At 60.0% G+C, this 18,607-nt stretch carries 22 protein-coding genes; 11 read left to right on the forward strand and 11 right to left on the reverse strand.

The genetic code is table 11. The features are described from left to right. Positions 1 to 7: 7 nt before the first annotated feature. Complete coding sequence (locus BLS57_RS13960; RefSeq protein WP_093743334.1) at positions 8 to 502, forward strand: lactoylglutathione lyase family protein; 495 nt, start codon at positions 8 to 10, stop codon at positions 500 to 502. A gap of 66 nt (positions 503 to 568) precedes the next feature. Here the strand turns inward: BLS57_RS13960 and rimO are convergent, their stop codons facing one another. Continuing rightward, positions 569 to 1,942 carry a 30S ribosomal protein S12 methylthiotransferase RimO gene (gene rimO / locus BLS57_RS13965; protein ID WP_093743335.1) on the reverse strand — a complete coding sequence of 458 codons (1,374 nt, stop codon included), beginning with the start codon at positions 1,940 to 1,942 and terminating at the stop codon, positions 569 to 571. 61 nt (positions 1,943 to 2,003) lie between these two features. On the opposite strand from rimO, the gene BLS57_RS13970 reads away from it, so the two are divergent. From BLS57_RS13970 to BLS57_RS13995, 6 genes are all read left to right on the forward strand, one after another. Continuing rightward, on the forward strand, positions 2,004 to 3,935 hold the full coding sequence (locus tag BLS57_RS13970; protein WP_093743336.1) for an AsmA family protein: 1,932 nt from the start codon (positions 2,004 to 2,006) through the stop codon (positions 3,933 to 3,935). A gap of 96 nt (positions 3,936 to 4,031) precedes the next feature. After that, positions 4,032 to 5,264, forward strand: a complete 1,233-nt coding sequence (gene trpB / locus BLS57_RS13975; protein WP_093743337.1) for a tryptophan synthase subunit beta — start codon at positions 4,032 to 4,034, stop codon at positions 5,262 to 5,264. 457 nt (positions 5,265 to 5,721) lie between these two features. Continuing rightward, the gene (locus BLS57_RS13980) at positions 5,722 to 5,988 is read left to right on the forward strand and encodes a tryptophan synthase subunit beta (protein ID WP_093743338.1); all 267 of its coding nucleotides are present in this window, start codon (positions 5,722 to 5,724) and stop codon (positions 5,986 to 5,988) included. A 43-nt stretch (positions 5,989 to 6,031) separates the two neighbouring features. After that, positions 6,032 to 6,283: a hypothetical protein gene (locus BLS57_RS13985; RefSeq protein ID WP_093743339.1), complete on the forward strand. Its 252-nt coding sequence runs from the start codon at positions 6,032 to 6,034 to the stop codon at positions 6,281 to 6,283. 46 nt (positions 6,284 to 6,329) lie between these two features. Further along, positions 6,330 to 6,602: a tryptophan synthase subunit beta gene (locus BLS57_RS13990; protein WP_093743340.1), complete on the forward strand. Its 273-nt coding sequence runs from the start codon at positions 6,330 to 6,332 to the stop codon at positions 6,600 to 6,602. A gap of 140 nt (positions 6,603 to 6,742) precedes the next feature. After that, positions 6,743 to 7,270 (forward strand): helix-turn-helix transcriptional regulator, encoded by a 528-nt coding sequence (locus BLS57_RS13995; RefSeq protein WP_093743341.1) that lies wholly within the window; start codon positions 6,743 to 6,745, stop codon positions 7,268 to 7,270. Between the two features lie 4 nt (positions 7,271 to 7,274). Here the strand turns inward: BLS57_RS13995 and BLS57_RS14000 are convergent, their stop codons facing one another. The 8 genes from BLS57_RS14000 to trpA all read right to left on the reverse strand — a co-directional run bounded on the left by BLS57_RS14000 (position 7,275) and on the right by trpA (position 13,911). Next, complete coding sequence (locus BLS57_RS14000; protein ID WP_093743342.1) at positions 7,275 to 7,844, reverse strand: DUF4893 domain-containing protein; 570 nt, start codon at positions 7,842 to 7,844, stop codon at positions 7,275 to 7,277. 3 nt (positions 7,845 to 7,847) lie between these two features. Then, positions 7,848 to 8,231 carry a DUF2237 family protein gene (locus BLS57_RS14005; RefSeq protein ID WP_093743343.1) on the reverse strand — a complete coding sequence of 128 codons (384 nt, stop codon included), beginning with the start codon at positions 8,229 to 8,231 and terminating at the stop codon, positions 7,848 to 7,850. Positions 8,232 to 8,245: 14 nt separating this feature from the next. Further along, positions 8,246 to 9,421 (reverse strand): serine hydrolase domain-containing protein, encoded by a 1,176-nt coding sequence (locus BLS57_RS14010; RefSeq protein ID WP_093743344.1) that lies wholly within the window; start codon positions 9,419 to 9,421, stop codon positions 8,246 to 8,248. A 72-nt stretch (positions 9,422 to 9,493) separates the two neighbouring features. Next, positions 9,494 to 10,204 carry an aminoacyl-tRNA hydrolase gene (gene pth / locus BLS57_RS14015; RefSeq protein WP_093743345.1) on the reverse strand — a complete coding sequence of 237 codons (711 nt, stop codon included), beginning with the start codon at positions 10,202 to 10,204 and terminating at the stop codon, positions 9,494 to 9,496. Positions 10,205 to 10,386: 182 nt separating this feature from the next. Beyond that, positions 10,387 to 11,043 (reverse strand): 50S ribosomal protein L25/general stress protein Ctc, encoded by a 657-nt coding sequence (locus BLS57_RS14020; protein ID WP_093743346.1) that lies wholly within the window; start codon positions 11,041 to 11,043, stop codon positions 10,387 to 10,389. Positions 11,044 to 11,155: 112 nt separating this feature from the next. Beyond that, a complete protein-coding gene (locus BLS57_RS14025; protein WP_093743347.1) occupies positions 11,156 to 11,776 on the reverse strand; it encodes a hypothetical protein in 621 nt (206 codons plus the stop codon). After that, the gene (locus BLS57_RS14030; protein WP_093743348.1) at positions 11,770 to 12,960 is read right to left on the reverse strand and encodes an alpha-hydroxy acid oxidase; all 1,191 of its coding nucleotides are present in this window, start codon (positions 12,958 to 12,960) and stop codon (positions 11,770 to 11,772) included. The genes BLS57_RS14025 and BLS57_RS14030 overlap by 7 nt, the downstream gene beginning before the upstream one ends. Positions 12,961 to 13,119: 159 nt before the next feature. Continuing rightward, the gene (gene trpA / locus BLS57_RS14035; RefSeq protein ID WP_093743349.1) at positions 13,120 to 13,911 is read right to left on the reverse strand and encodes a tryptophan synthase subunit alpha; all 792 of its coding nucleotides are present in this window, start codon (positions 13,909 to 13,911) and stop codon (positions 13,120 to 13,122) included. A 47-nt stretch (positions 13,912 to 13,958) separates the two neighbouring features. On the opposite strand from trpA, the gene BLS57_RS14040 reads away from it, so the two are divergent. Continuing rightward, the gene (locus tag BLS57_RS14040) at positions 13,959 to 14,174 is read left to right on the forward strand and encodes a hypothetical protein (RefSeq protein WP_093743350.1); all 216 of its coding nucleotides are present in this window, start codon (positions 13,959 to 13,961) and stop codon (positions 14,172 to 14,174) included. A gap of 59 nt (positions 14,175 to 14,233) precedes the next feature. Beyond that, positions 14,234 to 15,331 (forward strand): redox-regulated ATPase YchF, encoded by a 1,098-nt coding sequence (gene ychF / locus BLS57_RS14045; RefSeq protein WP_093743351.1) that lies wholly within the window; start codon positions 14,234 to 14,236, stop codon positions 15,329 to 15,331. Positions 15,332 to 15,417: 86 nt separating this feature from the next. On the opposite strand, the gene BLS57_RS14050 is transcribed toward ychF, so the two are convergent. Together BLS57_RS14050 and BLS57_RS14055 are read right to left on the reverse strand one after the other, a co-directional pair. Beyond that, positions 15,418 to 15,714 carry a hypothetical protein gene (locus tag BLS57_RS14050; protein ID WP_093743352.1) on the reverse strand — a complete coding sequence of 99 codons (297 nt, stop codon included), beginning with the start codon at positions 15,712 to 15,714 and terminating at the stop codon, positions 15,418 to 15,420. 530 nt (positions 15,715 to 16,244) lie between these two features. Next, positions 16,245 to 17,345: a tyrosine-type recombinase/integrase gene (locus BLS57_RS14055; RefSeq protein ID WP_093743353.1), complete on the reverse strand. Its 1,101-nt coding sequence runs from the start codon at positions 17,343 to 17,345 to the stop codon at positions 16,245 to 16,247. A 516-nt stretch (positions 17,346 to 17,861) separates the two neighbouring features. On the opposite strand from BLS57_RS14055, the gene BLS57_RS14060 reads away from it, so the two are divergent. Further along, positions 17,862 to 18,194 (forward strand): helix-turn-helix domain-containing protein, encoded by a 333-nt coding sequence (locus tag BLS57_RS14060; RefSeq protein ID WP_208597574.1) that lies wholly within the window; start codon positions 17,862 to 17,864, stop codon positions 18,192 to 18,194. Positions 18,195 to 18,261: 67 nt separating this feature from the next. Next, a complete protein-coding gene (locus BLS57_RS14065) occupies positions 18,262 to 18,567 on the forward strand; it encodes a hypothetical protein (protein WP_093743355.1) in 306 nt (101 codons plus the stop codon). Positions 18,568 to 18,607: the final 40 nt, after the last annotated feature.

Consider the following 18,607-nt stretch of genomic DNA (forward strand, 5'->3'; position numbering starts at 1 on the left):
GACAGCTATGACCACCCCCCGTACATTTTCCCACATCGGCCTTTCGGTGCCGGACCTTGATGCCGCTGTGAAGTTCTATTCCGAGGTGCTTGGGTTTTACGTCGTGATGCAGCCCACGGAAGCGGTGGAGAACGACACGGCAATCGGCGTCATGTGCACCGACGTCTTTGGCCCCGGTTGGGGCTCACTGCGCATCGCGCATTTGGCGACGGCGGATGGCATCGGGATCGAGATTTTCGAGTTTCCGGGCAATTACGCACCCGATGAGAAGCTAGAGCACAAGCGCCACGGGACGTTTCATTTCGCGATCCAGGACCCGGATGTTGAAGGGCTGTCGGAGCGCATTATTGCGGCAGGCGGCAAGCAGCGGATGCCGGTGCGGGAGTACTATCCGGGTGAAAAGCCTTACCGCATGGTCTATGTCGAAGACCCGTTTGGTATTGTGTTTGAGCTTTATAGCCACAGCTATGAGTTGACGTATTCAGCGGGTGCTTATGCGTGAGGCGGGCCGCCGGGGGGCCAGCCCCCCGGACCCCCTGAAGTATTTTCGGCCAAAAAGAGGGGGGCGTCAGGGGAGCTGGCGGCCCCATAGGTCGTATTCGCCGGCTTCTTCGACTTCGACTTTGACGATGTCGCCAACTTTGAGGTTTTGGAAATCTTCGTCGATGAAGAGGTTGCCGTCGATTTCAGGCGCGTCGGCTTTGGTGCGGCAGGTGGCGGCGTCGGCGTCGATCTCGTCCACGATCACGTCGATCTGCTGGCCGAGCTTTGCGGCGAGTTTGGCCTCGGAGATGGCTTGGGCCTTTTCCATGAAGCGGTCCCAGCGGTCTTGTTTGACCTCTGCTGGCACATGGTCAGGCAGGGCGTTGGACCGCGCGCCTTCGACGTTTTCATATTGGAAGCAGCCGACGCGGTCGAGTTGCGCTTCGTCAAGCCAGTCGAGCAGGGTTTGGAATTCGGCCTCGGTCTCGCCCGGGTAGCCGACGATAAAGGTCGAGCGCAGGGTGATGTCGGGGCAGGTGTCGCGCCATGCGGCGATCTCGTCGAGGGTTTTTGACGCGGCCGCCGGGCGGGCCATGCGTTTTAGCACATCCGGATGCGCGTGCTGGAAGGGGATGTCGAGGTAAGGCAGCACCAGACCTTCGGCCATCAGCGGGATCAGTTTGCGCACATGGGGGTAGGGGTAGACGTAGTGCAGCCGCACCCATGCGCCCAAGCTGCCGAGGTCACGCGCCAGATCGGTGATATGGGCGCGGTGGCCGCGGTCTTCGGCGTGTTTGATGTCAACGCCATAGGCGGAGGTGTCTTGGCTGATGACCAAGAGTTCCTTGACGCCATTGTCGACCAGCCGCTCGGCTTCGCGCATCACCGCATGGGCGGGGCGCGATTGCAGGCGGCCGCGCATGTCGGGGATGATGCAGAATTTGCACTTGTGGTTACAGCCCTCGGAAATCTTGAGGTAGCTGTAGTGGCGCGGGGTGAGGGAGACCTGTTGCGCGGGGAGCAGGTCAATGAAGGGATCGGGGCTGGGCGGCACGGCACCATGCACCGCGTCGAGCACCTGTTCATATTGATGCGGGCCGGTCACGGCGAGGATCTTGGGGTGATGTTCGCGGATGTAGTCCGGCTCGGCCCCGAGGCAGCCGGTGACGATGACCTTGCCGTTTTCCGTCAGCGCTTCGCCGATCGCATCGAGGCTTTCGGCCTTGGCGCTGTCGAGAAACCCGCAGGTGTTCACGATTACCGCATCGGCGCCGGCGTAGTCTGGCGAGACGCCATAGCCCTCGGCGCGTAGACGCGTGAGGATGCGCTCGGAATCGACCAGCGCTTTGGGGCAGCCAAGGCTGACCATGCCGATGGTCGGCTGGCCGGGGCGGGCGGGGTCGCTGATCTTCGCTTGCGGGGCGAGGTCAGGGCGCAGATTGGGTGGGTTTGTGCTCATGGGGTGGCTATAAGGCAAGCAAGTGAGCGGGGAAAGAGCCGCCGGGCAGGAGGAGAGAGCCATGAGATGGATTATGCGTGGGATCGGCGTGCTGTTGCTGATTGTCGTCATCGTGCTGGGTGCGTTGCTGTTGATGCCCGGTGAGCGGATTGCGCGGCTTGCCAGCGATCAGTTGAGCCGGGTCACCGGGCGCGAGGTGTCGATTACCGGCGACGTGGGCGTGACCTTTTGGCCCGTGCTGGGGGTGACCGCCGGCGGGCTTGAGGTCGGCAATGCAGATTGGACCGATAAGGGCGCGATGCTGACGGCGGCGAATGCGGCGATTGGGGTGGATGCGGGTGCCTTGCTGCGCGGTGAGATCCGCATCACCAATATCGCGGCGCAGAGCCCGGTGATCCGGTTGGAGCAGCGCCGCGATGGGCGGGCGAGTTGGCAGTTCACCGACAGCGCCAGCGGGGCACAGATCGAGACGGAGGCAGCGCCGTCGCAGCACAAGCGTCCGTTGAGCATTCAGAAGCTTGAGGTGGAGAATGCCACGTTGATCTACGACTCCGAAGGGGCCGATCTGGTGACCTATGAAGGTGTCGACCTCGCGCTCGACTGGCCTGAGCAGGGCGGGGCGGCGGATATTGTTGCCAGCATGGCGCCGACGGGCGAGCGGGTGACGCTGACCGGGCGGATTGAGGGCTTCGCGGCGTTCTTGGAGGGTGAAGTGCAGCCTTTGCGGGCGCAGTTGGAGACGCGCGGGGGGGAGGCCACCTTCGCTGGGCGCGGATCGCTGAAGGGGGCGCTGGCTGGGGATTTGAAGATCAATAGCGCGGACACTGCCGCATTTTTAGCGTCGCTCGGCGCGGGGGAGGTGGACCTGCCGCTTGGGCTGGGCCGCTCGGTCGATCTGCGCAGTGGGCTGACCTTGTCGCTCGACAGGCGCTTGGCACTGCGCGATATCGTGGCGGATTTGGGCGGCAACAGCGTGACCGGGCAGGCGGATCTGGCGCTGAATGGCAGGCCACGGATCAATGCTAACTTGCGTGCCGGGGCGCTGGACCTGTCGGGCGTGGGCGAAGCGGAGGGCGGCGCGGCTGTTGAGCGTCGGCAGGCTGCGGCTGACGGCTGGTCAGACGAGGAGATCGACGCAGGTTGGCTCGCGGCCTTCGATGGCGAGATCGCACTAAGTGGGGACTCGATTACGCTCGGTGACCTCAAGGCGGGCCCCACAAGGACGGTGCTGCGCAATGACAATTCGCGCATGGTTTTTGATCTGCAAGACATGGCGGCCTATGGCGGCAAGATCGCAGGCGAATTTGTGATGAACAACCGCAGCGGCCTGTCGGTGGGCGGTAAGCTGCGGGCGCAAGGGGTGCAGATGCGCAACCTGTTGGAAGACGCCGCCGGGGTGACGCGGTTTACCGGGGATGGCGATGCAGCGCTGTCCTTTCTCGGCAGTGGGCAGTCGGTGGCGGCGATCATGCGCTCTTTGAGTGGCAGCGGCACGCTGGCGATGGGGCGCGGCACGATTGCGGGGATCGATCTGGACGCGCTGCTAGGCTCGGTCGATGCCAAAGGCGGCAGCACGGTGTTCGATTCCGTTGAGGCCAGCTTCGACATCGCGGATGGCGTGTTGCGCAACGATGACCTGCTGATGCTCTTGCCGAACTTCAACGCCACCGGAGAGGGGCGTGTCGATCTGGGGGCGCGGAGCATCGATTATACGGTCACGCCCAAGGCGCTGCGCGTCAATGCGTCGCGCGGGGGGCTGGCGGTGCCGGTGCGGATCACCGGACCTTGGGCCGACCCGAAGGTCAAAGCGGACTTGCGGGCGGCGATTGATCTGAACTTCAGCGAGGAGAAGAAACGCGCTGAGGATGTCGTGCGCCGCAAGGTGCAGGAGGAATTAGACATTGCGCCCGAAGACACCCGCGACCTTGAAGACCTTGTGAAAGACGAGTTGGAGAACGCGCTGAAACGCGAACTCTTGAAGCTCTTCGACTAGCGCGGCACGCCGCCCGTCCGCTGCCCCCATAAAACTCATGGTGGCGCAGGCGGGCGGGCTGCGGTAAGGCTGGCGCGACAGTCTAGGAGAGGCGCAATGGCCAACGATCTTTTCAACAGTTTCATGACCGGCCCCGACGAACAGGGCCGTTTTGGCGACTTCGGCGGACGGTTCGTCTCGGAAACGCTGATGCCGCTCATTCTTGAATTGGAAGAGCAGTATGAGAAGGCCAAGACCGACGACAGTTTCTGGGCCGAGATGCATGATCTGTGGACCCATTACGTGGGCCGCCCCAGCCCGCTTTATCACGCCGAGCGGCTGACCGAGCATCTGGGCGGGGCCAAGGTTTACATGAAGCGCGACGAGTTGAATCACACCGGCGCGCATAAGATCAACAACGTGCTGGGCCAGATCATTCTGGCGCGGCGCATGGGCAAAAAGCGCATCATCGCGGAAACCGGCGCGGGGCAGCATGGGGTCGCCACGGCGACGGTCTGTGCCAAGTTCGGCCTGAAATGCGTCGTCTATATGGGCGCGCATGACGTAGAGCGTCAGGCGCCCAACGTCTTCCGCATGCGCCTGCTGGGTGCTGAGGTGGTGCCGGTGACTTCGGGTCGCGGCACGCTGAAAGACGCGATGAACGACGCGCTGCGCGACTGGGTGACCAACGTGCGCGACACTTTCTATTGCATCGGCACCGTGGCCGGGCCGCATCCCTATCCGGCGATGGTCCGTGATTTTCAGGCCATCATCGGCAAGGAAGTCCGCGAGCAGATGCAAGAGGCCGAAGGCCGTCTGCCCGACACGCTGATCGCTGCCATTGGAGGCGGGTCCAACGCCATGGGTCTGTTCTACCCCTTCCTTGACGACAAGTCGGTCAACATCATCGGTGTTGAAGCGGGCGGTAAAGGTGTGGATGAGAAGATGGAACACTGCGCGTCGCTGACCGGTGGTCGCCCCGGCGTGCTGCACGGTAACCGCACCTATCTGTTGCAGGACGATGATGGGCAGATCTTGGAAGGCTTCTCGATCTCGGCGGGGCTCGACTATCCGGGCATCGGCCCAGAGCATTCCTGGCTACATGACATTGGCCGCGCTAAATATGTCTCGATCACTGACCGCGAGGCGCTGGAGGCGTTCCAGCTTTGCTGTGCGCTCGAAGGCATCATTCCGGCGCTGGAACCGAGCCACGCGCTCGCACATGTGCTGAAGATCGCGCCTGAGCTGCCCAAGGATCACCTGCTGGTGATGAACATGTGTGGCCGTGGCGACAAGGATATCTTTACTGTCGCCCGTGCGCTGGACTTTGACATGGGCGAATTCGCCTAAATCCGGCTCATAATTTAAGCGACCCGGAGGGGCCTGTGCGAAAGCGTGGGCCCTTTTTGCATTTTTGCGGGCGCTCTTCGCAGGGTGTGACCGCCGTTTGAGCAAATTGAAAAGTAGTTCAAGAGAAAGACTGGAAAAAAGTTTTCCTAGGGTCGTTTTCCGCAGGATCCATCCTTCGGCTGACGCGCCGGACAGAAAACATGCGTTTCGCTCATACAGGCTTGACGCAAAGGCAGCTCAACTCCGTTTTCGGCGTCCCGAAAGCCTCCTAAACCAAGGTTTATGCCGGTCGGACAAGGGTTTAGATCGGCGGATTTAAACCCGGGACGGATAGCCAATTCCCTTCCGAATGCCCTTTTCCCTGTCATCCCGACGACGCCGCGTCACTGACCAGCGCCGCCACAACTTAACAACGGGCCACCCCGATACCGGGCCAGCCCAACGCAAAGGACACGACATGAAAAAGACACTGACAGCAACCGCCCTGATCCTCGCCACCGCCACTTCCGCAGCATTCGCGCAGGGCATGGAAGGCCAGCAGATCGGCTATAACGACAAACCCGATAACGGTGTTTCCTACTCCAGCCGCAGCGAAGCGGTAGACGCGCAGACGCTCGAAATCTTCAACGAAGGCACCCTGCGCGCCGAAGACACATCCGACGTCACAATCACCGTCTTCCCCGCCGCTCAGGCCGACAAATCTGTAAACCGTTTCCCCCGCTAATCGCGGCGACGGCTCTCCCAACTCACTCCCCAAAGGACACGACATGAAAAAGACATTCGCAACCACAGCCCTGATCCTCGCCACTGTTGGCTCCGCGGCATTCGCCCAAGGCATGGAAGGCCAGCAGGTCGGCTACAACGCAGACCCCGTTTCCGAGGCTGCCTATTCCACCCGCAACGCGACATCCGATGCGCTGAACCTCGACAACCTGCGCGCCGAGCCTTCGGCTGAAGCGACCGTGACTGTCTTCGCAACCACTGCGGACGCGCAAGAAGACGGCCGTTTCCAGCGTTAAGCGCGGCCAACCTCCCTCACAACTTTCTCCCCCGAAAGGACACGACATGAAAAAGACACTCGTAACCACCGCCCTGATCCTCGCCACCGCCGGTTCCGCCGCTTTTGCACAGGGCATGGAAGGTCATCAGATCGGCTACAACGACAAAGCCGCCAATGAAGCCATCTATTCCAGCCGCAGCCTGAACGATCAGGATCTGAAGCTTGAGCGCGACGTCTTCCTGCGCGGCCAGTTCCGCACCGATGTAGACGAAAACCAAGTCATCACCGTCTTCCCGACCCAAGACGAAAACCTCGATGACGGTGCCTTCCCCCGTTAAGCCTGACACAGGCCGCAACAGCGCTCGCCCCAAGGGGCGGGCGCCAAATCACCAAGGGTTGATCGCTGCGCATAGCCGCAATCCCTTGCGCTTTGAATTGGCATGGCTAGATACGCTTCATTGCAAGCCAAGGTAGCGCCATGAACAATAAAAAGAAAATTGCCCTTTGGGTGATCGCCGCTCTTCAATTCAATGCCACTCTCTATTTCGTACTGCTTTTCGCGCTTGAGGGGCAGGGGCTGACCCTCTTTGGGACACCTCTGACCGATCTTGGGCCGAATAATGGTGTGCAGGTTGTGGGCCTGATCCTTGGCGTCGTGCTGGGCTGGATGGCCTTGCGTATGAGCCTGCAAAGGGCGGAGCGTGCCGAGACAGCGTTGCGGCATTGTACGGTGCAATTCGCCGACGTGCTCGAAGAGCATTTCCGCGATTGGCATCTGACCCCCGCCGAGCGGGACGTCGCGGTTTTTCTGATCAAAGGTCTGAACACCCGCGCCATTGCCGAGATGCGCGGCACCTCCGAAGGCACGATCAAAGCCCAGACCAATGCGATCTACCGCAAGGCGGGCGTCGCGGGCCGTGCGCAGCTTCTCAGCCTGTTTATCGAAGACCTGATGGACGACGCGTTGATGCCCGGGCCGAAGCCGCAACTGACGCAAGCGGCCTAATCGGCTAGCGGGTCAGTTCCAAGATATCAAAGTCGCTTTCGACAGCAGGGGCGGGGAACAAGAGCCGCGCGCGCGTCGGGCTGATCCGTTGAAAGACGGCGACGTCACTTTGTACCTTGCCGCCCGACGTGAAGTCTTCGGGCAGATTGCCGTAGTCTGGCGGGGTTTCGCCTCGCACATAGCCCACGCCGGTATAGACCGCTTGGCCTTCGCGCAGGGTGATCTCGCCGCGGGTCAGTTGCGATCCGGTGAGCTTTTCAAAGGCAAAGCCCCGGTCCGTCGCGGTGAAGCGGCATTTGAACGGGCTATAGACCACAAGCGGGCTGATGCCCCCCAGTTTGATCGTCCGGCAAGACCATTCGCCGGGGAGATCGGCAGCGAAGGCAATCTGCGGCTGGCCCGACAGTGCGCGGGTGAGGGCTGCGACGTCTTGTGGTGCGCCGCCTGAAAGGGCCTGCATCATCGCATCGCCGAAAGCTGCATCAAAATTGTCGAGCCGCGCCTCATCGGCGGGACGCAGACTGCCGGCAAATGCTGCGACAGGCAGGGCGAGAAGCAGCAAGGCCAAGCGCATGGATCAGCCCTTTGCCGCATCAACGGCAAGGGCGCGCAGAACCTCGAGCGGCACGATGTCCAACGCCCGCAGATGGGTGGCAGCGAGATGCACCTGCGGCGCACAGCCCTCGTCCGCCGCCTGTAGGAACCGCCCGGCGCAGAGGCACCACGGGTCGCCCGGTTTGAGCCCGGCAAAACCGAACTCCGGGCGCGGGGTGCTGAGGTCATTGCCGACATATTTGGAATAGGCGAGAAACTCTGCCGTCATCACCGCACAGACGGTGTGGCTGCCCTGATCCTCGGCGCAGGTATTGCAATGGCCATCACGGAAAAAGCCGGTGACAGGATCGGTCCCGCAGAGCGTCAGCGGCTGGTTCAGGACATTGATGCTGCTGTCAGGTGTCATAGGCTCTCCTGCTGTCATTCGCTGTCCGAGACCGAGGCCGCGATCTTGCGGAAAATCTCGATGTTCTGGTCCGAGACCCCAGCTTCGCGGAACTTGCGGTCGGCGGCGTTGGTGGCGATCACCACGCCCTTCGCGGTATCAATATAGATGTATTGGCCGTAGATTCCACGCGCCATATATTCGCCCTCCGCGGCGCCGACGGGCACCCACCATTGATAGCCGTAGCCGATTTTGCCCTCGGCTGTTGGGGCGGTGGGCTTGGTTGAGGCCGCGACCCAATCTTCGGGCACGATTTGTTTGCCGTTCCATTCACCGCCCTGCGCGAACATTTGGCCAAAGCGGGCGTAGTCGCGTGTGGTCATGTTCAACCCGCCGAGGACAAAGGCCGTGCCCGCCCCATCGGTGATGTAATAGGGCGCGTGTTCCAGCCCCAGCGGCGCGATGATCTTTTCGCTGAGCAGGTCCGGAATGTTGCGCCCCGTCGCCCCGCGCACCACCATGCCGATGACATGGGTGTCGATCGAGACATACTGCCACTGCGCGCCCGGCGCGACGAAACTGTCCGAAATCCCGGCCGTGAAGTCATCGAGCTTGCCGCCAAGCGCCACGACCCGGCCCATGCGGTTGATGTCTGAATCGTAGTCTAGATAGTCTTCGTCAAAGGTCACGCCGCTGGCCATATGCAGCACATTGCGCAGGCTGGCCCCGTCATAGGCGCTGCCACGCAGGGCGGGGGCGTATTTGGTCACCGGATCGTCGAGCGAGGCGATTTCGCCTTCTTCGAGCAGAATGCCGACCAATGCCGAGAGATAGCTTTTCGCGACCGACCAGCTGATGCGGCGGTCTTCTGGTCCGGTGCCTCGGAAATAATTCTCATAGACGATGGCACCGTCCTTGAGCACCACCAGCGCGGTCACGTCGCGCGCGTCGATCCACGTGTCGACTTCTGGGGGCAATTCCGTTTCAGGGCCGTAAGGTAGTTCCGTGGTGAGCCCGTCGCCCCGTGGCACCGGGGTGGAGAGGAAGGCACCGTCCATATGGCTGAAGTTGTGGACGATCTTTTCTTCGGAGAACAGTGAGTTGACGGCAAGAAGCCGTTCGATCTCTTCGCGTTTCCAAAGTCCGATGATGACCGCCGCCACCAGAAGCGCCAGCAAGATGCGGCCCAGCCATTTTCCGAATGTACGCATGATTTCCCCCCCATGTTCAGGACAGTGAACCACGGCGGCACGGCAGGGGCCAGCGCGACATTGCGTTAGCCGTTAGCGGAAGCGGTCCATTAGCTTTTGCAGCGGCGACAGCGCCTCGGTTGGGGCTTCGGGTTCGGGCGACGCTTGCGGTTTTTCCGCAGCGGGTTTCTTTGCCTCTGACGGTTTCGGCCCTTTACTGCCCGTCCCCGACCGCGGCGGCGACACCCGCAGCCCCACGGCGTTCATAAAGCGCCCTGTATCACCACGCACCAGATCGGCAGCGCCGTCCGAGATGCCGCGTAGCACATCGTCCAGCCAACCGTCGTCCGCCTTAGGGAAGTCGCGCAGCACATAGCCTGCCACGGCGTCCTTATGGCCGGGGTGGCCAATGCCCATGCGCACGCGCTCATAGTCGGCACCGATATGCGCGTGGATTGAGCGCAGCCCGTTGTGGCCTGCATGGCCACCACCAGTCTTGCACTTCACCTTGCCGGGAGCGAGGTCCAACTCATCGTGGAACACAATCACGTCCACAGGGTCGATCTTGTAAAACTTCATCGCGGCCTGCACCGATTGGCCGGAGTTGTTCATAAAGGTCTCAGGTTTCAGCAAAACCGCGCGGTCCGAGCCAAAACGCCCCTCGCTGACACTGCCCTGAAACTTGCCTTTCCACGGGGCAAAGCCGTGATCCTCCGCGATCCGGTCTAGCGCCATAAAGCCGATGTTGTGACGGTTGCGGGCATATTTGCCGCCCGGATTGCCAAGGCCGACGATCAGTTTCATGGGGTGTCTCCTGTGGTTTGGTGCAGTTTAGCAAGCAGCGCGGGGGGATGAAATGGCGTGCGGGTGCCGGAATTTTTTAAAAATTCCGTGCCGATTTCTTTGAAAGAAATCGGGATGGTCCTCAAACGCAAAACGGGGCCGCGTGATGCGACCCCGTTCCAGCAATGCCTTGCGGCTATTGCTTATTCTTCGCCGTCGGGCGGACCCATTTCGGTGGTCGGCACTTCGTCAGCTGCGGTCTCGTCTTCGTCGTCGTCCGACGCAGCAAGGCCAGCAGGAGCCGAAACAGTCGCCACAACAAAGTCGCGGTCGATTGTGGGCTTGGCGCCTTCGGGCAGGTCGACGCGGCTGATGGTTGCGCTGTCGCCGATCTCAAGACCGGAAATGTCCACGGTGACATACTCGGGGATGTCGGCAGCGGTCACGACCAGTTCAACTTCCGGACGGACCAGAGTGAGCACGCCACCCTTTTTCAGGCCGGGGCATTCTTCTTCGCCTTTCACTTCGACGTTGATGAACAGGTTGATCTTGGTGGTCCGCTTCAAGCGCATCAGGTCGACGTGCGTGGGCAGGTCCTTCACAACGTGGCGCTGCACGTCGCGGCAGATCACACGCACGTCGTCGTGGCCTTCAACCTTAAGGTTGAACAGGGTCGCTTTGAAGCGGCCTGCGCGCAGCTTGGTCAGCAGCTTGTTGAATGGGATGTTGATCGGCAGCGGCTCGTTGTCACCACCAAATACAATTCCAGGAACCATGCCATCGCGGCGTGCTTGACGAGCGGCGCCCTTGCCTGTCCCCGTACGTACCTGGGCTTCAAGATCAGGAATCTCTCCGGCCATTTTAGTCTCCAATTGATTAGGGCGGGAATCCTCCAAGGCTGTATTCCCGCGTGAAGCCGCGCGTATAGACGGGTTTTGCCGGGCTGGAAAGGGCAAAAGGACCTGTTTCGCGCTATTCCTGCGGGGTTACCAGATAGCCGTCTGCTTCCATAAGGCGATCATAGAGCGCGAACTCATCGGCGCGGGTGGCGCGCAACTGGGCCTCGACCTCGAGCGACAGGGGCGCTGGCACGTCAGGGGAGACGTTCTTGGGCTTCAGGTTGATGTCTTGGCGGAGCCTGTCGGACAGGAAATCACGGAAGGCCAACTGTCGCTCATAGGCAAAGAGATGCTGGATCAGCAGCGCGCCATGGTCGGACGTCAGGAAGGTGAACTGGCTGCCGATCTGTGCGCGCGGGGGCGGATCGTCGGAGATCACTTCGAGTGCAAATTGATCAAAGGTCAGCGTTTTGGTGCTGAGCCGATGCCCATCAAGGCGCGGCTGGCTCCGGTAGCGATACCAACTGCGGATCTGGTCCACCGGGTTGCGCATCACTGCGAGGGGTTCAGGCGCAGCAGAGAAGGTTTGCGTCAGAAAGGGCCGCACCCGGTTCATATAGCGCTGTGCGGTGATGTGTTTGCGATTGCGCGCAAAGACGATTTCCGCATGCGGTTTCAGCGCCATCTCAACGGCGGTGGTCCCGGTCTTGGGCGTGGCGAGAAAGGCTAGTTCGCGGCTGAGGAAGATCAGCATGCGGGCGCGGCACCGGGCTGGGGTTGCCAGTCGCCGGCGAAATGCCGGGGGATCAGCAGGTTGTGGCGGCCCAGACGCGAAACCGAGGTTTCCCCGCAGAGCGCCATGGTCAGGTCCAACTCGCGATGGATCACTTCCAGCGCGCGGGTGACCCCCTGCTGGCCCATCGCGCCCAGACCGTAGATAAAGGCGCGGCCGATGTAGGTGCCTTTGGCGCCCATGGCCATGGCTTTGAGCACGTCCTGGCCGGACCGGATGCCGCCGTCCAGATGGACTTCGATCTGGTCGCCGACGGCTTCGAGGATTTCTGGCAGCATGCGGATCGAGCTCAGCGCTCCATCCAACTGCCGTCCGCCGTGGTTGCTCACGATGATTGCATCGGCGCCCACTTTCAGCGCCATGCGTGCATCCTCGGCGTCCAAAATACCCTTGAGGATCACCTTGCCGCCCCACTGCTCTTTGATCTTGGCAATCTTGTCCCAGTCGAGCGAGGGGTCGAATTGCTCAGCCGTCCAAGCGCCCAGATCGGCGTTGTCGGTCACGCCGTGGACATGGCCGACGATATTGCCGAAATGCCGCCGTTTGGCGCTCAGCATTTCGATCCCCCAGCCCCATTTGGTGGCAAGGTTGGCGATGGTTTTTGCGGTCAGTTTCGGCGGGGCAGAGAGGCCGTTTTTCAGGTCTTTGTGGCGCTGTCCGAGGATTTGCAGATCAAGCGTAATTACCAGCGCCGAGCAGTTCGCATCCTTGGCGCGTTGGATCAGACGGCTGACGTAGTCCTGATCGCGCATGGTATAAAGTTGGAACCAAAAGGGTTTGGTCGTCGCCTCGGCCACGTCTTCGATCGAGTTGATCGACATGGTGGACAACGTGAAGGGCACGCCAAAGGCCTCTGCCGCGCGGGCCGCCTTAATCTCCCCATCCGCGCATTGCATCCCCGTCAGCCCGACGGGGGCAAGGGCAACGGGCATGGCGACATCTTCGCCAATCATCTGCGTGGCCGTGCTGCGTCCAGACATGTCCACCGCCACGCGCTGGCGCAGGCGGATTTGGTCAAAGTCGCTGCAATTCTCGCGGAAGGTCTGCTCGGTCCAGCTGCCCGATTCCGCGTAGTCGTAGAACATCTGCGGGACGCGGCGTTTGTAGATGCGTTTTAGATCGTCGATGCTGGTGATGACGGGCATGGGCCACCTGTGCTGAAGGAGTTAACTTTTGGTAGCAACTGGGGCGGGGCTTGGCAATTGGGAAGGGCGGGTGCTGAGGGCATCGCCCTCCGGGGGGAGGGAAGGCGATGCCCGGTGTGCCACCGGGCGGAGCTTTGTAGGAGAGAGGGAAAACCAGCGTCAGGCTGAATGTGCCCCATCGGCCAGCGATTTCACGAAAGCCAGTACATCCTCTGCACTGTCGCCATTCGCAATGCGGTTAACGATGGCCGAGCCGATGACCACGCCGTCAGCAACTTCCGCAATGGCGCGGGCCTTCTCAGGCGTATTCACGCCAAAGCCCACAATGACCGGCAAGCCGCTGGCTTTCTGAATGCGGGCGACCTCTGGGCTGACATCTGTGGCATTCGCCTCTGCCGAGCCGGTGATCCCGGTGATCGAAACATAATAGACAAAGCCCGAGGTGTTCTGCACCACGCGGGGCAGGCGCTTGTCGTCAGTGGTGGGGGTGGCAAGGCGGATGAAGTTCAGCCCGGCGTCCTGCGCGGGCAGGCACAACTCGATGTCTTCTTCGGGCGGCAGGTCGACCACAATCAGTCCGTCGATGCCTGCATCTTTGGCCTCGGCCAGAAACTTTTCGACGCCCATCGAATAAATCGGATTGTAATAGCCCATCAGCACGATCGGGGTCGTGTCATCTTCGGCCCGAAAAGCGCGGACCATTTCCAGAGTGCGGGCCAGCGTCATGCCGGCCTCAAGGGCGCGTTGCCCGGCGAGCTGGATCGTCGGGCCATCGGCCATCGGATCGGTGAAGGGCAGGCCCAATTCGATAATATCTACCCCGGCGGCGGGCAGGCCGCGCACGATCTCAAGCGAGCGGTCATAGTCAGGATCGCCGGCCATCACATAGGACACAAACGCCTTTTTGCCACGGGCGCGGAGGTCTTCGAATTTGGCGTCGATACGGGTCATGTGGCTTGCCTCTGTTGGTGCTTTCCTCGGCAATGCCGAATGTGGCGATGAAAATCAATCCACCGCGGGGCAGGGGTGGCAAAATTCCCTGCCTGTTGCCGCCGCTGTCGATCCTGCTGATCGGACGGCCCATCCTGTCCATCGTGGTGTTCCTGATCTGGGTGCCCGCGATCATTTTCTCAGGCGGGCTGACGCATCCGATGTTCATTCTGCTGGCCTGGATCCTGATCTATCAGGCGCATCAGGACCGACGCGCGCGCTGAGCCTTGCGCTTTGCGCCCACTACCCCTAACACACGCGCAGCTTTTAAAGGGGTATCGTCATGGGTTTCAAAATGGGCATCGTTGGTCTGCCGAACGTCGGCAAATCGACCCTTTTCAACGCGCTGACCCGCACCGCGGCGGCTCAGGCGGCGAATTTTCCGTTCTGCACCATCGAGCCCAATGTGGGCGAAGTGGCCGTGCCCGACGCGCGGCTCGACACATTGGCCGAGATCGCCAAGTCGAAAAGCATCATCCCCACGCGCATGACATTTGTCGACATCGCCGGTCTTGTAAAAGGCGCGTCCAAGGGGGAAGGCTTGGGCAACCAGTTCTTGGCCAACATCCGCGAGGTCGACGCCATCGCCCATGTGCTGCGCTGCTTTGAAGACGGCGATGTGACCCATGTCGAAGGCCGCGTTGATCCGGTGGCGGATGCCGAGACCATCGACACCGAATTGATGCTGGCCGACATCGAGAGCATCGAAAAACGCCTGCAAAACATCGTGCGCAAAGTGCGCGGCGGCGACAAAGAAGCGGTGCAACAGGAACGCCTGATGCGCAAAGCGCTTGAGGCGCTTGAAGCGGGCAACCCGGCGCGTGTGGTCGAGGTGGACGAAGACGACTCCAAAGCATGGCGGATGTTGCAACTGCTGACCACGAAGCCGGTGCTCTATGTCTGCAACGTCGGCGAGGCCGAGGCGGCTGAAGGCAACGCGCATTCTGCCAAAGTGGCCGAGATGGCCGCGGCGCAGGGTAACTCTCATGTCGTCATATCTGCGCAGATCGAAGAAGAGATCAGCCAGTTGGAGGCCGAAGAGGCCGAGATGTTCCTGGAAGAGATGGGCCTGAAAGAAGCCGGTCTCGACCGTCTGATCCGTGCAGGCTACGAGCTGCTGCACCTTGAGACCTATTTCACCGTCGGCCCCAAAGAAGCGCGCGCCTGGACCATTAAGACCGGCACCTCAGCGCCCAAGGCGGCAGGCGTGATCCACGGTGATTTCGAGAAGGGGTTCATCCGGGCGGAAACCATCGCTTTTGATGATTTCGTGAGCCTTGGTGGAGAAGGACCCGCCAAAGAAGCGGGTAAAATGCGGGCTGAAGGGAAGAGCTATATCGTCAAAGACGGCGACGTGTTGCACTTCCTCTTTAATACCTAAATCGGGAAGGCCGCGCGCCTTCCCAGATAACAACGAAAAAGCCCGACAGCTGTCGCTGCCGGGTTTTTCTGTAGTGAGAAGCGCTATTAGCGGCTGTCGTTGCCAGCGCCATAGCCGCCATAGACATAGCCTTCACCGGGGCTGCGCAGCACGTTGCGTGTGCTCATCACGGTGTCGTCGTTCTTTGTCACGTCGCCCGTGTTCAGGAAGATATCGTTTGCTTTGGTCGAGCGGTCGGCATCCCGCATGCGATCGTTGTTGCCATAGACTTCTTCAGCACCAGCCGAGGTGTCGAGAAAGATGTCGTTGTAGCGGGTCGAGTTGTCCGCAAAAGCAGCAGTAGAGATCAGGGCGGCGGCGGCAGTTGTCATAATCAGTTTCATTGTCAGTTCCTTTGGTTTCTAGTCTGTCGCGTCATTGCGATGTCTTCGTTGTGGAGTAGTAACGGCGCTCTGCTTCCAGAAGTTTCCGGCCTGCGGGCGATGGAGTTTGAATTGGGCTTCTTGGGGTGATCGGAAATTCGTAATGGGCTGACTTTGTGTAGCAAAAACAGTTGCATAGTTCTTTTTAAGGGTTGGCTCACGAAGGCATCACGCTGCCGTGTGAGTTGCTACAGCGGCCTGCGGTAAGCGGATTTAGACGAATTTCGCTCGTACTTTTTGTGGGGCGTCTTGCCCCCGGATAGTCGAGAACTGGCATCTGAGGGGGGCGACAAAGCTCGGCTGATGATGTCCTCGAAACCAGTCAGAACCTTTCCGTTTCGAAATTTTTCAGATTGCCAATAATTGAGCCATTTTGACCTTGTTTCCCAAGCGAACCCTCTCTAAACGGGTCCGCGGAGACGTGGCCGAGTGGTCGAAGGCGCTCCCCTGCTAAGGGAGCGGATGTTTCGTACAACATTCTGATTTTCCTACTACTTCTTCGTAAAATTTTGCGTGTTGGCCGGATCTTTCCCAAAGTCCCAGCCATAGGCGTACAGCTGTTCGCCGAGGTCAGCTGGGTGGGCTTTCCGATAATCGCGAGCTGTATCGGCCTTCGCCCAACCACCCCGATCAAGAAGTAGGTCATGGTTTCCGACTTGTGCTGAGTGAGAAGTCGCCCACGTGTGTCGAAGTGTGTAACAGACCACGTCCTTGGGTAGCAGGGCCGCGTTGCAGAGCTTTCGAAATTGCTTGGCAATCTGCCCGCCGCCATGGTCTCTCAGTTCGAAGGGATTCCCACGCGAAGAAAGAAACGCGCGCCCGGTTTTCGGCAACTCGCCGATCAACTCAATGGCCCGGTCCGGAAGGTACACCCATCGCGCCCGGGAAATTGTCTTGCCGGCGCCATCCTCGGCGGCAGGAATCCAGACCTCGTTTGTTGTCCAGTTGAAATCATCGGCCCTGACTGCAAATGTTTCTCCTGGCCCGCAGCCCGTTGCAAACATGAAGACAATGATCTTCAGGATACGAAGGTCCTTGTCATTGACATGCGCCTTTTTGGGCTCCATGGCGGCCTGGATCAGAGCTTCGAGCTGAGAAGGCGATAAATACCTACTGCGCACACTTTTCTTCCGCCGTTCTCTTCGATTGCCGCTGATAAAGTTGATCACGGCGACGATTGGGACCGTTACCTGGCAGTGGATCGTATTAGGTACCCAGCGGCGCCCGGATTCTTTGAATCTCAACTCCGCGATTTCATTTCCGGCGCGTAGAATCCTCGGGTGATCAATTTCGTTGATCCGCGTATATACACCAAAATAGCGAATGATCCTTTTAAGATATCGGCGGTTGCCGGTGTGTTTCATGTAAAGGGTGGCCGCCTCCGCGAAGGTTGGCACAGGGCTGAGAACCTTCTCCCAAGCCTTGTCGAACTCCATTTCGGCCAGCCGAAATGCCAGTTCGCACTTATTTACATCGCGTATGCCAAGGCGCTTACGTATGCGTCTTCTGCGGACGTAGAAGTCGATTTCGTAATCGTTGTTCTTCCACTTTGGCGTCCATGGCTTGGGCGCTTCGGGGTCTTCGTTGTCCATGCCATTGCCTCCCTCAGACTTTCGATGTGAGCGCGATAGAAGACGGGGCGACGACCACGCCACTCGCAGACTGCGATGTCCGTCTCATATTTCTTCCTAATGTCGAAGAAGTAGCGCACAGATATGCCCAAAGCCGCTGCCGCTTCAGTTCTACTGAGCGCGCGTTCGACGTCGTTGCTTTCCTTCTCGCAAAGGGTCATTTCAAACTCCAAAATCCCTGAATTTGTTTTGACCCTTTGAACCGTTTGCCTCGAGCATCTGCTCGAACCGATCGCTGAGGTCCGGGAGCGACAGTGTCATCAAGCTTTATAAGTGAGCTCGACAGCACCGGCTCCCGAGACGCGAAGCTTGTATCTTCACGTCAAAGTTGCTTCACTAAAAGTGCACTGATTCGAGCGCTGCTGTCAAGCGAACAGAGAGCTTCGCTCGTGCGTGGTGCACGTATCGCGAGGCTGCCTGCACCGGCTAATTGGAGGTTAGAGAATGGCAAGAGTACTAAGGAAGGGTGAGATCTCGATGAGCCGTGAGGCTATCGGCCTCCTGAAGGCGGGCAGAAATGCGCTTCATTGGTCTCAGGAAGACCTGGCAGGGAAGTCCGGAGTTTCGTCTCGGACAGTCAAGAGAATAGAAAGTAAGGCCGAGAAGATCCGAAAAGAGGCACTGAAGGAATTGGGAATTCAGGATCGCGGCGCGCCCATTCGCCGCGAAAGTATCGAAATGATGCTAAGTGCTCTGGAAAAGGCCGGTGTCTCATTTTTGAGCAATGGGCGTGAGGCAAGAATGTCCGTCGCAGTAAGGTCACAGGATCATGCGTTCTTCGACATTGCGAAAAAGGTCATCGGGAAATGACTGTCGTCGGCCCCTCCGTCGCGATCAACATTCCTCCTCACGTGCGTAAAGCTTCGAAGAAATCAGAATGATAGACTTCCTTCTGACACTCGACCGCCTCAAGGCCCTAAAGCGGCAAGCGCTGATGTCTATCCCACATGCCAAAGCCGCGCATCGAACAGAAATCGTCGCAAGATTCCTTGGGTGGCGTACGTATGCGTCGCTTCTGCACGATCTCAGGTCGGAGGGGCAATTCATAGATAACTTCGACTATAGTGGCGCCATCGATTTCAGTCGGCAGATCGACATCGATCTGGACACCGAGGATCTTGGCGAATTGGCGGAGCGGCTACAGGATGAGTTCGGATCCGAGGCCGACTACAGCAAATATTGATTGTCGATGCAGGATATCCCTCAGGCATCACCCGGTGTCC

Source organism: Sulfitobacter delicatus (genome assembly GCF_900102535.1).
Lineage (GTDB): Bacteria > Pseudomonadota > Alphaproteobacteria > Rhodobacterales > Rhodobacteraceae > Sulfitobacter > Sulfitobacter delicatus.

Coding starts and splice junctions, on each gene's coding strand:
- BLS57_RS13985 (WP_093743339.1), top strand. CDS start 6,032: ATGAAAAAGACATTCGCAACCACAGCCCTGATCCTCGCCACTGTTGGC.
- BLS57_RS14060 (WP_208597574.1), top strand. CDS start 17,862: ATGAGCCGTGAGGCTATCGGCCTCCTGAAGGCGGGCAGAAATGCGCTT.
- ychF (WP_093743351.1), top strand. CDS start 14,234: ATGGGTTTCAAAATGGGCATCGTTGGTCTGCCGAACGTCGGCAAATCG.
- BLS57_RS13995 (WP_093743341.1), top strand. CDS start 6,743: ATGAACAATAAAAAGAAAATTGCCCTTTGGGTGATCGCCGCTCTTCAA.
- trpA (WP_093743349.1), bottom strand. CDS start 13,911: ATGACCCGTATCGACGCCAAATTCGAAGACCTCCGCGCCCGTGGCAAA.
- BLS57_RS13990 (WP_093743340.1), top strand. CDS start 6,330: ATGAAAAAGACACTCGTAACCACCGCCCTGATCCTCGCCACCGCCGGT.
- BLS57_RS14040 (WP_093743350.1), top strand. CDS start 13,959: ATGAAAATCAATCCACCGCGGGGCAGGGGTGGCAAAATTCCCTGCCTG.
- BLS57_RS14030 (WP_093743348.1), bottom strand. CDS start 12,960: ATGCCCGTCATCACCAGCATCGACGATCTAAAACGCATCTACAAACGC.
- BLS57_RS14065 (WP_093743355.1), top strand. CDS start 18,262: ATGATAGACTTCCTTCTGACACTCGACCGCCTCAAGGCCCTAAAGCGG.
- BLS57_RS14020 (WP_093743346.1), bottom strand. CDS start 11,043: ATGGCCGGAGAGATTCCTGATCTTGAAGCCCAGGTACGTACGGGGACA.
- BLS57_RS14010 (WP_093743344.1), bottom strand. CDS start 9,421: ATGCGTACATTCGGAAAATGGCTGGGCCGCATCTTGCTGGCGCTTCTG.
- BLS57_RS14005 (WP_093743343.1), bottom strand. CDS start 8,231: ATGACACCTGACAGCAGCATCAATGTCCTGAACCAGCCGCTGACGCTC.
- BLS57_RS13980 (WP_093743338.1), top strand. CDS start 5,722: ATGAAAAAGACACTGACAGCAACCGCCCTGATCCTCGCCACCGCCACT.
- BLS57_RS14025 (WP_093743347.1), bottom strand. CDS start 11,776: ATGCTGATCTTCCTCAGCCGCGAACTAGCCTTTCTCGCCACGCCCAAG.
- BLS57_RS13970 (WP_093743336.1), top strand. CDS start 2,004: ATGAGATGGATTATGCGTGGGATCGGCGTGCTGTTGCTGATTGTCGTC.
- BLS57_RS14055 (WP_093743353.1), bottom strand. CDS start 17,345: ATGGACAACGAAGACCCCGAAGCGCCCAAGCCATGGACGCCAAAGTGG.
- BLS57_RS14050 (WP_093743352.1), bottom strand. CDS start 15,714: ATGAAACTGATTATGACAACTGCCGCCGCCGCCCTGATCTCTACTGCT.
- trpB (WP_093743337.1), top strand. CDS start 4,032: ATGGCCAACGATCTTTTCAACAGTTTCATGACCGGCCCCGACGAACAG.
- BLS57_RS13960 (WP_093743334.1), top strand. CDS start 8: ATGACCACCCCCCGTACATTTTCCCACATCGGCCTTTCGGTGCCGGAC.
- pth (WP_093743345.1), bottom strand. CDS start 10,204: ATGAAACTGATCGTCGGCCTTGGCAATCCGGGCGGCAAATATGCCCGC.
- rimO (WP_093743335.1), bottom strand. CDS start 1,942: ATGAGCACAAACCCACCCAATCTGCGCCCTGACCTCGCCCCGCAAGCG.
- BLS57_RS14000 (WP_093743342.1), bottom strand. CDS start 7,844: ATGCGCTTGGCCTTGCTGCTTCTCGCCCTGCCTGTCGCAGCATTTGCC.